The sequence below is a fragment of the Niveispirillum sp. KHB5.9 genome (genome assembly GCF_048066115.1).
In the GTDB taxonomy this organism is placed as follows: Bacteria; Pseudomonadota; Alphaproteobacteria; order Azospirillales; family Azospirillaceae; genus Niveispirillum.
The window spans coordinates 171,951-186,822 of the sequence record NZ_JBLTYX010000002.1; the positions used below are offsets into that span (position 1 = coordinate 171,951).

Here is a 14,872-nt window from a genome sequence, read left to right on the forward strand (position 1 = left end):
AAAAGCGTCACCAAGGCGCAGCCGCTAACAGGGAGGAAAAATTGAGATATAGAGCTTGCACAGCGTCGCTGGCGGCGCTGCTGGTCGGTGCGTCCGCGTCCGTCGCGCAGACCCCTTCCGACAACAATATCGTGCTGGAAGAGATCGTGGTGACGGCGACCCGCCGCGCCGAACGCCTGCAGGATGTCCCGCTTTCCATCACCGCCTTCACCCAGGCCGAACTGACCCAGAAGGGCATTGTCGGCGTCGAAGGCATCGCCAAGGCGACGCCGGGCGTGGTCATGGACCATCGCAGCAGCAACAATCTTTCCGTCACCACCCGCGGCATTTCGGTCAATGGCTATGACGCCGGGCTGCAGAGCACGACCACCATCTATCTGGACGACCTGCCGCTGACCACCATCGGCAATTCGGTGACACTGGACCCGTCCCTGTTCGACATGGAACGGGTGGAATTCCTGCGCGGGCCGCAGGGCACGCTGTTCGGCTCCGGCTCTCTCTCCGGTGCGCTGCGCATGCTGACCAAGAGCCCCGATCTGACCAAGACCGATACGGCCCTGTCGGTGGATGGCGGCTATACGCCCGCGTCGGAAGGGCTGCGCCAGCGCTATAACGGCATGGTCAATGTGCCGCTGGTGGAAGACAAGCTGGGCCTGCGTGTCGTCGGCTTCTATCGCAACGAAGATGGCTATATCGACAATGTCGGGCTGGGGAAGAAGAATTCCAATTCCCTGGAAAGCTGGGGCGGCCGGGCGATCATGCTGTGGAAGCCCACGGACCGCCTCAGCCTGCGGGTGATGGCGCTGTACGAGGACAGCCAGCCGCGCGATGCCTCGCTGGTCACCCCGGCGCTGGGCGAGCGCAAGCGCTACACCAAGATGCCGGACCTCTACACGTCGCAGACCCAGCTTTACAATGCCACGCTGGATTATGATTTCGACTGGGCGCATCTGACCAGTTCGACCAGCTATGGCCACCAGAAGGGTCATTTCGACGTCGACCTGGCCGGCACCTTCGCGCTGGCCGTGCCCTTCGACCTGTTCAATACCGGCATCTGGAAGAACTTCGTGCAGGAGACGCGGCTGGTCTCCAATACCGGCGGCAAATTCGACTGGACGGTGGGCGCCTATTACCTACATCGCGACCAGTTCCTGGATGCGCGCCAAGCATCGACGCCGGAATTCCTGGCCGCGCGGGGCATCACCGGGCTGGGGCCGAGCGGCACGTTCCTGTCCAATGTCACCGACGCCAGTTCCTACGAACTGGCCGGGTTCGGGGAACTGACCTGGCACATCACCGATCAACTGTCGGCCATCGGCGGGTTGCGCTATGGCAAGTACAAGACGACGGTGGACGTGCTGTCGGGCTTCAGTTCGGCTTATTTCACCTATGCCCTGGCCGGCATCCGCGGGCCGCTGGCCCTGGTGCCGACGGCACCGGTGACGCGTGAATATCCGTCGGCGACGAAATCATCCTGGAAGGCCAGCCTTTCCTATGAGCCGTCGCACGACCTGACGCTCTACACCACGGTGTCCACTGGCTATCGCACGCCGGTGTTCAATGCCCGCGCCGGCAGCGTCAGCACCGTCAACCCCAACGATCTGGTCATCCCGCCGGGCGCCAGCTCCGACGACCTGACCAATTACGAGGCCGGGGTGAAGGGCTATTGGCTGGATGGCAAGCTGACCGCCAACCTGGCCGCCTATTACATCGACTGGAAGAATTTGCAGGTCCAGGCCAACCGCGTTTCGGATAGCGTGCAGTTCGCCACCAATATCGGCCGCGCGGTCAGCAAGGGGCTGGAAGCGGAGGTGACGTTGCGGCCCATTCCGCGCCTGACCCTGGGCCTGAACGCCGCCCTGAACGAGGCCAAGGTCACCAAGCTGTCGGCGCAGGAGGCACAGATCTCCGGTGCCGTGGATGGTGTCCGGCTGGCTTCACCGCACCTGCAGGGATCGTTCTTCGGCACCTACAGCTACACGATCCTGGACGACAAGCCGGCCTTCACCAGCTTCCAGGTACAGCATGTCGGCTCGTTCCCCGTCGGCTTCCCCAATACGCCGGGCACGGCGGGCCTGCCCCGCGCCACCTATGCCAGTACCGATGCCTATACGCTGCTGAACATGCAGACCGGGGCGACGTTCGGGGATGTCAGCGTCACGCTTTATGGGGAGAACCTGACCAACAAGCACGCCGTCACCTATGTCCATCCCGAAGCCTTCGTCTATAGCCGCCACGCTATCACGCGGCCGCTGACCGTCGGCGTGCGCCTGGGGTACAGCCTATGGTGAGCGCGGGCGTGAAGGGCCTGCGCGGCTGGCTGGTTTTTGCCAGCCTGTGCGCGGCCGTCGCATGCGGCCTGCCTGTGCTGGCCGATACACCGCCGCAGGTCCGCGTCGCCGACGGCATCCTGCAGGGGATGTCGGGCGACGGGGTCGCCGCCTACAAGGGCATCCCCTATGCCCAGCCGCCAGTGGGCGACCTGCGCTGGAAGGCCCCGCTGCCGGCCAAGCCGTGGCAGGGCGTGCGCGATGCCAAGAACTTCGGCAATGCCTGCCTGCAGCCGCCACCGGTGCCGACCAGCGTCTATTATGGCGGCATGGCCCCGATGGGGGAGGATTGCCTGTCCCTGAATGTCTGGGTACCGGCCAAGGCCAAGGGGCTGCCGGTCATGGTCTGGATCCATGGCGGCGCCCTGGTGGGGGGCAGCAGTTCCGAACCACTGTATGATGGCACCAGGATCGCGCAGCAGGGCGTGATCCTGGTTTCCATCAATTATCGGCTGGGATTGCTGGGCTATCTGGCCCATCCGGCGCTCAGTGCCGAATCCCCGGACAAGCTGTCGGGCAATTATGGCTTGATGGACCAGATCCTGGCGCTGCGCTGGGTGCGCGACAATATCGCCGCCTTCGGCGGGGACCCGGCCAAGGTCACCATCGCCGGGGAGTCCGCCGGTGCACTGAGCGCCATCGCCCTGGTGGCCAGCCCGCAGGCGAACGGCCTGTTCCGCGGGGCGATCTCGCAAAGCGGTTACATGCCCGCCTACCGTGCCTTGAAGGAAGATGTGTTGGGCCTGCCGTCCGCCGAGGCGGCGGGGGCAGCGCTCGGCAAGCTGGCGGGTGTCACCGATGCCGCATCGCTGCGCGCCGCCGATCTGGTGACCCTGTTCAAGGCCGGCATGGCCACGGGCTGGGCACCGGAACCGGTGATCGACGGGGTGGTGCTGAAGCGCCAACTGGCCGACACGTTCGCGGCCGGCGAACAAGCCAAGGTCGCGATCCTGGCCGGCTTCAACGAGGGGGAGATCAGATCCCTGCCCTTCCTGATGCCCAAGGGCGTGTCCGACACCAAGGCGGCATATGAGGCAGATATACGCCGCCGCTTCGGGACGCAGGCCGACGCCTATCTGGCGGTCTATCCCGGCGACGATCCGAAGGAGGATGCGGCCGCTTCCATCCGTGACGGGCTCTATGGCTGGGCCGCGCAATATATGGCGCGCCAGCAGGCGGCGGCGGGACTGCCAGCCTATCTCTATTATTTCCGGCACAGCACGCCGGCACAGGTGGAACGCAAGCTGGCGGCCTTCCATGCCAGCGAGTTGCCTTACATGTTCGGTCAGGTCGGGCCGAACGCGGCATTGGGACCCAACTGGCCGCGCCCGCCGCTGAATGATGCGGAAGCAAGGCTGTCAGCGGCGATGATGGGTTACTGGCTGTCCTTCGTCCGCGATGGCGTGCCTGTGGCCAAGGGCGAGGCTTCCTGGCCACGTTATGTGGCGGGTGAGGCTGGATATCTCGACATTGCCGACCTTCCCACCGCCCAGCGCGGTCTGCAGGCCGGTGCCTTCACCCTTGCCGACACGCTGGTGGACAGCCGGCGCCGCCAAGGTCGCGCCTGGCGGCTCGACATCGGGTTCTCGGCCTTTTAACCGTACTGGGATTGGCGGGGTGGCGAGGGTCGCCGCCCCGACGGCCCAAGGCGGGAGTTTGGAGACTTATGAGCGACGTTGAAAAACCTGCCCGTGGCAAGAACCACAAGGCCCGCGTCCGGGAAGAATCCATCGAGCGCATCCTGGACGCGGCCGAGCAGCTGTTCGCCGAATTCGGCTATCACGGCTTCACGCTGAAGGATGTCGCCGCGCATGTCGGCGTCTCATCAACGCTGATCCATTACCATTTCAGCGGCAAGGACAGCATCTGCGAGGCGGTCTGGGCCCGCAAGGCCCCGATCTCCGCCCGCAACCGCCTGGAGGCGATGCGGCGCTATGCCGAGGAAGTGGGCGACAAGATCACGGTGGAAGGTGCGCTTGCCGCCTGGATCGACGCCGATCTGAACGTGCAGATCGACGAGACGGACCAATGGCGGTCCTTCGGCAAGATCGCCGCCCAGGCCAACAGCGCGGCCGGCTGGGGTGCCGAGAAGATGACCAAGTATTTCAACCCCGTCGTCCTGGCCCTGATCGACCTGCTGAAGAAGGCCATGCCCGACTGTGACGAGGAAACGATCTTCTGGGGCTATCACTTCGTCTCCGGCGCCATGACCCACAATATGGCGCGCACCGGCCGACTGGACGAACTGTCCCACGGCCTTTGTTCGTCCAATGATTTCGTCTCCATCCGCCGGCACATGGCCAAGTTCATGGCCGCCGGCTTCGAAGCGATCTGCCGCGAAGAAGCCCGGAAACGAAAAACGCACCCCTAGCACCCCTCGGGAGCGACGCAATAGAATGACCACGCCCTTGCCCGCCGGCGCGATGCAGCCCTATGCGCTGACGCTGGACCGGTTCATCGACCATGCCGCCAAGTGGCATGGCGCCACGGAGGTGGTGACGGCCGGCGGCGGCGGGATCACCACCCGCATCGGCTATGCCGCCCTGCGCGACCGTGCTCGGCTGCTGTCCGGCGCGTTGCAGTCGCTGGGTCTGCGGGCCGGCGACAATCTGGGCCTGCTGGCCTGGAACAGTCAGGCGCATATGGAATGCTGGTACGGCGCCGTGGGTGTGGGCATCGTCTGCCACACGCTGAACCCGCGCCTGTCGCCCGCCCATCTGGCCGCGATGATCGCGCAGGCCGGCAACCGCGTGCTGGCGGTCAGCCCCGATCTGGCGGAACTGGCGCAGGCATTGACCGGGCTTTGCCCGTCCGTGGAACATGTCGTGGTCCTGGCCGAACCCGGCCCCGCCACGCCCCTGCCCGATTGCGGGGCCGTCCGCGTCTGGCGGTATGAGGATCTGCTGGCCATGCGCGGGTCCCGCGTGACCTGGGGCGGGTTCGATGAGAATGCGCCGGCCGGCCTGTGTTTCACGTCGGGCACCACCGGCGCGCCCAAGGGTGTCACCTATACCCACCGTTCCAATTACCTACACACCGTGCATCAGCTTCAGGCCGACGCCTGCGGCCTGACCGCGCGCGACAGTGTCTTGGTCGCCGTGCCGATGTTCCACGCCAATGGCTGGGGCTTTCCCTTCTCCGGCCCGGCGGCGGGGGCGAAACTGGTGCTGCCCGGCCGGCATCAGGACGGGGCCAGCCTGGCCCACCTGATCAACCGGGAGGGGGTGACGGTGGCGGCCGGGGTGGCGACCGTCTGGCTGGGGCTGGCCGACCATCTGGACCGCATGGGCGGGGAAACGCCGTCCCTGCAACGGGTGATGATCGGGGGTGCATCGGTGCCGCAGGCGCTGATGGACCGGCTGGAACGGCGGCTGGGGGTGGTGATCCAGACCAGCTGGGGCATGACCGAACTGTCGCCCCTGGGCACGGCGGCCACCCCCACGGCCCTGTCGCGCAAGGCATCGCATTCCGGGCGGCCACCGCTGGGCGTGGATCTGCTGCTGACCGATGCTGACGGCGTGCCCCTGCCCGAACAGCGCGACCGGGAGGGGCGGCTGCGGGTGCGCGGTGCCGCCGTGGTTCAGCGCTATTTCGGGCAGGATGAGGTGGCGGTCGATGCCGATGGCTGGTTCGACACGGGCGATCTGGCCAGCATCGATGCCCAGGGCAATGTCACCATTACCGGCCGCGCCAAGGACCTGATCAAATCCGGCGGCGAATGGATCAATCCCGGCGAGATAGAGGCCATTGTCGGCGCCCTGCCGGAGGTGGCGCAGGTCGCCGTCGTCGGCCGCGCCGATCCTAAATGGGGCGAACGCCCGGTGCTGGTGATTGAGGCCTGCCAGGGCGCCGATATCGCCGATGAGGCGTTGCTGGGGGCCTTGAAGAACCGCGTGCCCTCCTGGTGGCTGCCCGACGAAGTGGTGCGCGTCCCCGCCATGCCGCTGGCCGCCACCGGCAAGATCGACAAGACGCGCCTGCGTGCCGATTACGGCTGAAAGCCAAAACGAACAACAGGGGAGGATCGGATGAACACGACACGCCGCCAGGTGCTGGCGGGACTGACGCTGGCTGCCACACTGGGCCCCTCACCCGCCGGCGCCGTGCCGCGCCGCCTAATGCCCAAGGACTTTCTGTGGGGTTCGGCCATCTCCGCCCATCAGAGCGAGGGCAATAACACCAACTCCGACAGCTGGCTGCTCGAACATCTGCCGGAGACGGTCTTCAAGGAGCCGTCCGGCAGTGCCTGCGACAGCTATAACCGCTATGCCCAGGATTTCGCCATCGCCCGGTCGCTGGGCCTGAATTGCTACCGGTTCGGCATCGAATGGGCGCGGATCGAGCCGGAGGAAGGTCGGTTCTCCCAGACCGAACTGGATCATTATGTCCAGGTCCTGGCCTCGTGCCGGGCGCACGGGCTGCTGCCCATCGTCACCTATAATCATTTCACCGTGCCGCTGTGGTTCGCCCAGCGCGGCGGGTGGGAGGCGGCGGACAGCCCCGACCTGTTCGCGCGCTTCTGCGAACACGCAACACGCGCCCTGGGCGACCAGATCGGCATGGCGTCGCCCTTCAACGAGGCGAATATCCATCTTCTGGTGAAGGTCTTCCGCATGACCGCCACGCCCGAACATCGCGCCAGGCGGGTGGCGATGATCGCGGCGGCGGCGCGCAAGACCAACGCTCCCCGCTTCTCCTCCATCCTGTTCGCGGAACCGGACCGGATCGAGCCCAACCTGCTGGCGGCCCATGCCAAGGCCTATCAGGCGATCAAGGCTGGACCCGGCGACTTCCCCGTCGGCGTCACCCTGACCACCCAGGCGGTGGAGGCGGTGGGGGAGAACAGTCTGGCACCTCTGGTAGAGGCGACCCTCTATGGCGGCTGGTGGGACGCGGTGAACCAGAGCGACTTTGTCGGGGTGCAGGCCTATACCCGCATCCGCGTCGATGCCAAGGGGCCGACCGGTGCGCCGGCCGGCGCGGAGATGACGGCGGCGGGATATGAATATTACCCGCAGGCCCTGGGATCGGTGATCCGCCTGGCCGCCGCCAAAACCAGGAAACCCATTTACGTCACCGAAAGCGGCATCGCCACCGATGACGATACACGCCGCGTGGCCTGGCTGAATGACAGCGTGGCGGAAGTGGAGAAGTGCCTGCATGAGGGCATCGATGTGCGCAGCTACATCTACTGGTCTCTACTCGACAATTTCGAATGGACCCAGGGATATAGCCAGCATTTCGGTCTGGTCGCCGTCGATCGCACCAGCTTCATCCGCACGCCCAAGCCCAGCGCCAGACATCTGGCCGGCCTGATCCGCGGCAACTGAAATAAAAAGACCGGGAGGGAACATTGACCATGACGGCAAAGGTGCGCGGCATCTCCACCACCAAGGTCGCGGCCACGGCCGGGGCGGCGGCTTCCATCGAATGGTATGATTTCTTCATCTACGGCACCGCCGCCGCCCTGGTGTTTCCCGCACAGTTCTTCCCCGCCGACATGCCGCCCCTCATGGCGCAGATCGCGGCCTTCAGCACCTTTGCCGTGGGTTTCATCGTGCGTCCGCTGGGCGGCATCCTGTTCGGGCATCTGGGCGATGTGCTCGGGCGCAAGCGGGCGCTGTCCATCGCCCTGCTGATCATGGGCATCGCCACCACCTGCATCGGGCTGCTGCCCAATTATGAACAGGCGGGGGTACTGGCGCCGCTGGCGCTGGTGCTGCTGCGCTTTGCCCAGGGGCTGGCGGTGGGTGGCCAGTGGGGCGGGGCCGCCCTGATGGCCATCGAAAGCGCGCCGGCCAACAAGCGCGGTTATTATGGCAGCTTCGTGCAGATCGGCGTGCCGGTGGGGCTGGTCCTGGCCAATACCGTCTTTCTACTGGTCAGCGAGGCGGTATCGCCCGATGCGTTCCAGTCCTGGGGATGGCGAGTGCCCTTCCTGCTATCGGTGGTCCTGGTGCTGATCGGCACCTATGTGCAGCGCCATCTGAATGAGTCGGACGAGTTCGAGAAGGTCAGTACAGCACCCGACGAGCCCAAGGAACTGCCCTTGACCAAGGTGTTGCGCAACCATCTGCCCGACGTGCTGCTGGCCGGCGGCGCCTTCGTCGCCAACAATACCTGCTTCTATATCGCCATCACCTATATCGTCGCCTATGGCACCGCGACCCTGGGCATCGCCCAGGAGACCATGCTGATGGCGGTGATGTCGGCCAGCGCCATGATGCTGCCGGTGCTGGTCATCTGCGGCGGCCTGTCCGACCGGTATGGGCGGCGCGGCATCTTCATGCTGGGCGCGGTGCTCAGCGGGCTGTGGGCGTTTGCCCTGTTCCCGCTGGTGGAAACAGCCTCCACCCCGTTGATCATCCTGGCCATCGCGGTGGAGATGCTGTTCATCAGCATGATGTACGGGCCGCAGGCCGCCTTGTTCGCGGAGCTGTTCCCCGTCGATGTCCGCTATTCCGGCGCCTCGCTGGGCTATCAGGTCGGCTCCGTGGTGGGCGGTGGCTTCGCCCCGATCATCGCCACCGCCCTGTTCGCGCACTATCAGTCGACGACATCCATATCGCTTTACCTGTGCGCCATGTGCGCCGTGTCCTTCTTCAGTGTCATGGCGCTGGGCCGGCGGGCCCGGCACTGACCGGCATCAGCAGGTCTTCCCTTTCGCCGGCAATACCGGGGAGACGAGGCCGGTATTCCAGTTCCATTGCATCGTCCCGGCGGCCCGGCGGCGGCACATGGCGGTTTCGTGCAGGGTGAACATGCCCGGCATCAGGCGCTGTCCCGGCTGCGGGCTGTCGATGAAGGCCATATAGCCTTCCTCCTTGCCATAGAGCGGCCAATCCGGCTGTCCCTTGGCCACGGGCTTGCCGGTGCTGGCGAAGCTGGCCCAGTAATCGGTCATGGCGGAAGACAGGGCGCGTTCGGCCGGGCTGTCCGGCGCCTTCGGCCAATAGGGCGGCACACGGTCCATCGTGCCGAACACATAGGGGATTTCCGCCGCGTGGAAGGCGTTCAACCCCTTCTCCGCCGTGGCCGGATAGGCATGGTCGAACAGGTAGTAATAGCTGCCCTGGCCCAGGGCCGTCTGGTTGCGCACCAGCCGTTCGGCCGTCCAGCTGTACAGCGCGTCGCGGCTGACGGCCAGCATGCTGTCTTCCAGGTTGGCCGACGGATAGAGCCGCAGGAACAGGTCCGTCAGGTCGCCATATTTCTCCCTGATCGCCGTCTCATAGGCCTTGGCATCGGCCGGCTTGGGCGGCAGCAGGTGGCGGAGTGTGCGGATTTCCCCGCCGTTGAATCCGGCCAGAACGGGCACCGGCGCCTGCTCCCCCCGGTCGAACACATCGACCAGTTGGCCGGTCAGCACCTTGCCGTCCACGGTGCCCAGGGGGAAGTAATTCAGCTTCGCGCCCACATCCACCAGGGCTTGCGCATCGGCGGCCCGCATCGCCGCCACATCCGCCGCCCCGGCTTGGGCCATCATATAGGCACCGATCGCCTCCGCCGCGAACTCCCCATGATTGGGCTGTTTCAGTTCCGGGCCGGAGATCATATAGCCGCTCTGCACGATGGCCTTGGCGAACAGGCCCTTGGCCAAGGGTGAGGCCATCAGATACATCACCGACAGGGCCCCGGCACTTTCACCGGAGATGGTGACATTGCCGGGATCACCGCCGAAGGCGGCGATATTGTCCTGAACCCAGCGCAGGGCGGCGATCTGGTCCAGCAATCCGTAATTACCGGAAATCCCATCGGGATTCTCCGCACTCAAGCCCGGATGCGCCATATAGCCCAGCACGCCCAGCCGGTAATTGATGGACACCACCATCACGCCACGTGCCGCCATGGCGGTGCCGTTATACATCTCCCCGAAGCCGCGGCCGTTGATCAGGGTTCCACCATGGATCCAGATCAGCACCGGTGCCTTCTTCGCCCCCTTCGGCACGGTGATATTCAGGGTCAGGCAATCCTCGCCCGAGGCCGGTGGCGGGTTGGTATAGACGCTGACGGCAGTCACCTTCGGCTGCACGCAGGCAAGACCAGGGGAACCCGCGTCACGCACGCCTTGCCACGGCGCCAAAGGTTCCGGCGCCTTCCAGCGCAGGGGGCCAACGGGCGGCCTGGCATAGGGGATGCCGTTGAAGATGCTGACATCGCCCTTGCTGCGGCCTTCCAGGGTGCCGGCCGGTGCCTGGACCCGTGGATTGTCCTGGGCCATGGCGCTGACGGCCAGCAGAGCAGCAGCGGCGCAAGCGCCAAGGTGACGGAGAAGACGCATCATTGACCTCCGGTCCGGTTCGCGTCCGCCTTCAGCATCCGAGCCAGCAGCAGATAGAGTGCGATGGCCAGAAAATAGAAGGGGGTCAGCGTATAGAAGGCGAGTTGCAGGGAATTGTCGGGGTTGGTGGCCCGGAAATAATCACTGGCGGCGCCCAGATAGGTCGGTCCCAGGCCCAGCCCGATCAGGTTCATCACCAGCAGCAGCAGGGCGCCCGACATCACCCGCTGGTGCGGCTTCACTTCCTCCTGCACCAGGGTGACGGCCGGCGACAGGAAGAAGTAATTGAGGATGGTGGGCCCGATCAGGAATAAAAGCGCCAGTTCCCAGCCCGGTGCCCAGACGAAACCGATGAAGAACGGCACCGACACCGCCAGCCCGATCGCCGGGATCAGGGCATAGGCCTGCTTGGACTTGGCACTGAACCGGTCGATCAGCCGGCCCGACACGAACATGCCGATGGAGATGCCAATGCCGATCAGCAGTGCGTAATAGAGCGCCACTTCCTGCAGGGTCATGCCCTTTTCCCGCATCAGGAACAGGACGGTGAAATTCATCACCGAATAGGTGACGAACTGCGTCGCCCCGCCGGCCAGCGACAGCAACAGCAGGATGCGCCGCCCGAAGAACATGGTCACCGTTTCCCAGAACCCGGCCTTGACCGGCGCGTCGCCCGGCACCGTACCGGGCGTCGGCAGGTCCAGCCCGCCGCGCTTGGGTTCCTTGATGGTCAGCCATACCACGAGGGCGGCGGCGATGCCGAACACGCCCAGCACGATGAAGGCGCTACGCCAGCTATAGGCTGCGGCGATGGAGGCGCCGAACGCCACGCCCAAGGCTTGGCCCAAGGGTGGGCCCAGATTGAACAGGCCCAGCGCCGTGCCCCGCCGGCCGGGTGCGAAATAATCGGTGATGATGGCGTAGGAGGGGGGCACGCCGCCCGCCTCCCCAACCCCCACCGACATGCGGGCCAGCACCAGCTGTGGATATGTCGATGAAAGGCCGCAGGCGACCGTCGCCGCGCTCCACAGGGCACACGCGATGGACAGCACCTTCACCCGGTTGGTGCGGTCGGCCAGCCAGGCCACGGGGATGGAGATGGTGCAATAGAACAGCGCGAAATAGAGCCCGCTGATCAAACCAAGCTGGCCATCGGTGACGCCCAGATCATCCTGGATCGGCTTGGCCAGGATCGACAGCAGCTGCCGGTCCAGGAAGTTCAGCACATAGACAAAGCACAGCGCCCCCAGCACGTACCAGGCACGGGCGTCCGGTGGCGGGGATTTGGCGACATTGGTCATGGCTTGGCGCTCATTATCGTTGCGGGGGCCTGTATGATCCGGCCGAAGTCACCATCCCTGGACGGGCGGGCGGCTTCGGCCGGATGCCTGACATTTAATCAGAAGGCCTTGCGCAGGTTGAGCGCTACGAAGCGACCGATGGGATTATAATTGCCGCCGATGCCGTCCGTCGCGGGGAAGAAGGGCGGCTTCTTGTCGAACAGGTCGTTGACCTGCAGGGCCAGTTCCGTTCCCTGGGTCATGCCGCTATCGGGCAGGGTCCAGGTGACACGCAGATCGACCGTCGTATAGGGATCGGACTTGTACACACCCAGTCCGGCGGGTGTGCTGAAGGTGCTTTCCACGCCCGCACGGTAATTCACGAACCCGACAACGCTGACCGGCCCGGCCACGGCCCCCAGGGTTGCCCTGGCCGTCGTCCGCGGCAGGCCCAATTCCAGATTGTCGGAAACGGGGGCACCGGGCGACAGCTGCGTCTTGAATTTCAGGATGTAATTGCCGGCCAGGCCCGCGAACACCGCGCCAAAATCCGTCTTGTGCCGCCAGCCGATGTCGAAATCCAGGCCATTGGTCTCCCGGATACCGAAATTGCCCAGGCGCTGGTCCAGCACATTGCCGATCGACGGCAGCGGGGTCGGCAGATTGACCGGCGTGGCCTGGGCCAGCAGGCTGGCCAACTGCGTCGCGGACGGGTTGCGATAGACGATCGACGCCAGCGTCGGATCGGAGAACATCAGGGTCGCGGCCGGAACGCCGATCGCGTCGGTGAAGCGGATATCATAGAAGGTCGCACTGGTCCGGACCTCCGGCAGGAAGCTGGGCAGCCAGTCGAGGCCGAACGAATAGGTGCGGGCCTTTTCCGGCTGCAGGTCGCGATTGCCGCCCCGGAAATAGATGGTGTTGACCTGATTGTTGCCACGCGTCGGATCACGGGCGGCGACCGCTGCCGAGGCCGCATCCAGGTAATAGGCACCCACCGTCGCACCGACCTGACGCATGCCCGGCGCGCGGAAGGATCGGCCATAGGTGCCGCGCACCGTCACGCCGGCCACCGGGTCCCAGTTGAAGCCGACCTTGGGATTGGTGGTCGATCCGAAATCACTGTAATGGTCGTAACGGCCGGACAGCGACAGCGACAGGCGGTGCAGCAGCGGCGCCTCGTTATCCGCCCCGACGATGGGGGCGAAAATCTCACCGAACACGGAATGGATGTTCCGGCCCAGATCCTCCGGCACGGGGAAGAAGCCGACAAAGCCCGACTGTTCGAACGTCTCCCGCCGGTATTCGGCGCCCACGGCGAATTTCAGTTCCCCGCCGGGCAGGTCGAACAGCGGTCCATCGAGCTTGACCGCCCCCAGCGAGGTGCGCTGCTTGACCGTGACATTGGTGGAATAATCGGTGATGGCGGCGGCCACCGACGGTGCCGTGCGCGTGCCGAACGGGTCCAGCGCCGTCGCCGTTGTCGTCCCGGCCACGGCGGCGGCCAGGGCATAGGGATTGACGTCGGGGATGAAGGCGGTGTTGGTCGTCCAGCCGAACGTGCCATAGGCGCTGAGGTTCAGGTCGCCGGGCAGCGACACGTCCAGGCCCAGCGAGGAATTGCCGACCTTCGCCCGATCCCGGTTCACTACATGGTCGGAACCATAGAGATTGTCGGTGCGGAACAGCACCGTCTCCTGCGTGGCATTGGTGCCCGGCGGGACCACGAAGAACGGATTGGTGTTGCGGATCGTCACCGCCTGGATAGCCGGGGCGGCCTGGATCTTGTCCTTGCGGTCGGAATAGAGCACGTCGCCCCACAGGGTGACATATTCACCCAGTTCCTGCCGGCCCGACAGGAAACCGCTATGCATGCGGGTCCTGGGATAGAGGTCGACCGTGGCGCCATTGTCGCAATAATTGGTGGTGTTGGGCGCGAAATTGGGGGCCGCATAGGTGACGGCACCGGTCTGCGGGATCAGCACATTGGGCGACGGGCAGTTGGTCAGCCTGGTATCGACACCGCCATAGGGGCGGAAATCCAACACGCGGTAATCGCGATCGGCACCGGTGATATTGTCGTTCTGGGTATATTGGTAAGCGGCCAGCAGCGACCCGCTGCCCCAATCCTCCCCCACCAGGGTGCTGGCATAGGTGGAATGATAACCATCCGCCACACCGTAACGGACATCGGCTTCAGCCCCCGAGAAGCGCTGGCGGGTGACGAAATTCACCACGCCGGCGATGGCGTCGGAGCCATAGACCGAGGAAGCGCCGTCGGCCACCACCTCCACCCGCTCGATCGCCAGGCCCGGCAGGTGCGGATAGTCGGGGTTGGTGTCATTGGCGGCGGCACCGACCAGGCGGCGGCCATTCATCATCACCAAGGTGGCACTGGACGGCAGGGCGCGCAGGCCCGGCGCAAAGGGACCGAATCCGGCGCTGGCAGCCCGCGGGGCGGTGTTGAAACTGTTCAGCTGCGGCACGCTCGCCAGCAGGTCCGGCGTCGTCGGCGCACCGATCGCCTTGATATCGTCACGCGACACGCTGATCAGGTTGGAACCGGTCGGCGGCACGCCCCGGATTCTCGACCCGGTGACGACGATCTCCTCCAGCAGGATGTCGGAACCACCGGTTCCCTGCCCCGCCGCACCCGGCGCCTGCGCCGATCCGGCCCCGGCCGTCAGCAGCATGATGGCGGCCAACGACGATCCGGACAGCGCGATATGCCTCGCGGCATTCCAAGCCCCTGACATTCAATATCCTCCCTTATTTGATTGTGGCTTTTGAAGAGCGATATCCCGAACCCGGACGGTGCGTCAAGTTCATTCATTTAGTGATAAATAAAAATTCTCGATGGCAACGTCATCGCTTGACCGGACGCGGTCCCCGCCCCCATCGTCTCACCTGAAAGAACGGGGTGGGGCCATGCCTTAGCGGACATGTCCCGTCAGAAAGGCCGGAGGTTATGGCAACAGAGC

General features: G+C 65.2%; 9 protein-coding genes. 6 read left to right on the top strand and 3 right to left on the bottom strand.

What is annotated here, in order from left to right; translation table 11 throughout:
- Positions 1-41: 41 nt before the first annotated feature.
- The 6 genes from ACM9HJ_RS05390 to ACM9HJ_RS05415 all read left to right on the top strand — a co-directional run bounded on the left by ACM9HJ_RS05390 (position 42) and on the right by ACM9HJ_RS05415 (position 8,970).
- A complete protein-coding gene (locus tag ACM9HJ_RS05390) occupies positions 42-2,291 on the top strand; it encodes a TonB-dependent receptor (RefSeq protein WP_416570674.1) in 2,250 nt (749 codons plus the stop codon).
- Complete coding sequence (locus ACM9HJ_RS05395; RefSeq protein WP_416570675.1) at positions 2,285-3,928, top strand: carboxylesterase/lipase family protein; 1,644 nt, start codon at positions 2,285-2,287, stop codon at positions 3,926-3,928. Before ACM9HJ_RS05390 ends, ACM9HJ_RS05395 begins: the two co-directional genes overlap by 7 nt.
- Positions 3,929-3,996: 68 nt before the next feature.
- Entirely contained in the window at positions 3,997-4,701 is a 705-nt protein-coding gene (locus tag ACM9HJ_RS05400) for a TetR/AcrR family transcriptional regulator (RefSeq protein ID WP_416570676.1), read from the top strand.
- A gap of 25 nt (positions 4,702-4,726) precedes the next feature.
- The gene (locus ACM9HJ_RS05405; RefSeq protein ID WP_416570677.1) at positions 4,727-6,328 is read left to right on the top strand and encodes an AMP-binding protein; all 1,602 of its coding nucleotides are present in this window, start codon (positions 4,727-4,729) and stop codon (positions 6,326-6,328) included.
- Between the two features lie 30 nt (positions 6,329-6,358).
- Complete coding sequence (locus tag ACM9HJ_RS05410; protein ID WP_416570678.1) at positions 6,359-7,660, top strand: glycoside hydrolase family 1 protein; 1,302 nt, start codon at positions 6,359-6,361, stop codon at positions 7,658-7,660.
- 29 nt (positions 7,661-7,689) lie between these two features.
- A complete protein-coding gene (locus tag ACM9HJ_RS05415; protein ID WP_416570919.1) occupies positions 7,690-8,970 on the top strand; it encodes an MFS transporter in 1,281 nt (426 codons plus the stop codon).
- Positions 8,971-8,976: 6 nt separating this feature from the next.
- On the opposite strand, the gene ACM9HJ_RS05420 is transcribed toward ACM9HJ_RS05415, so the two are convergent.
- The 3 genes from ACM9HJ_RS05420 to ACM9HJ_RS05430 all read right to left on the bottom strand — a co-directional run bounded on the left by ACM9HJ_RS05420 (position 8,977) and on the right by ACM9HJ_RS05430 (position 14,647).
- Entirely contained in the window at positions 8,977-10,614 is a 1,638-nt protein-coding gene (locus ACM9HJ_RS05420; protein ID WP_416570679.1) for a carboxylesterase/lipase family protein, read from the bottom strand.
- A complete protein-coding gene (locus ACM9HJ_RS05425; RefSeq protein WP_416570680.1) occupies positions 10,611-11,912 on the bottom strand; it encodes a spinster family MFS transporter in 1,302 nt (433 codons plus the stop codon). The genes ACM9HJ_RS05420 and ACM9HJ_RS05425 overlap by 4 nt, the downstream gene beginning before the upstream one ends.
- Before the next feature lie 98 nt (positions 11,913-12,010).
- Positions 12,011-14,647: a TonB-dependent receptor plug domain-containing protein gene (locus tag ACM9HJ_RS05430; protein ID WP_416570681.1), complete on the bottom strand. Its 2,637-nt coding sequence runs from the start codon at positions 14,645-14,647 to the stop codon at positions 12,011-12,013.
- Positions 14,648-14,872: the final 225 nt, after the last annotated feature.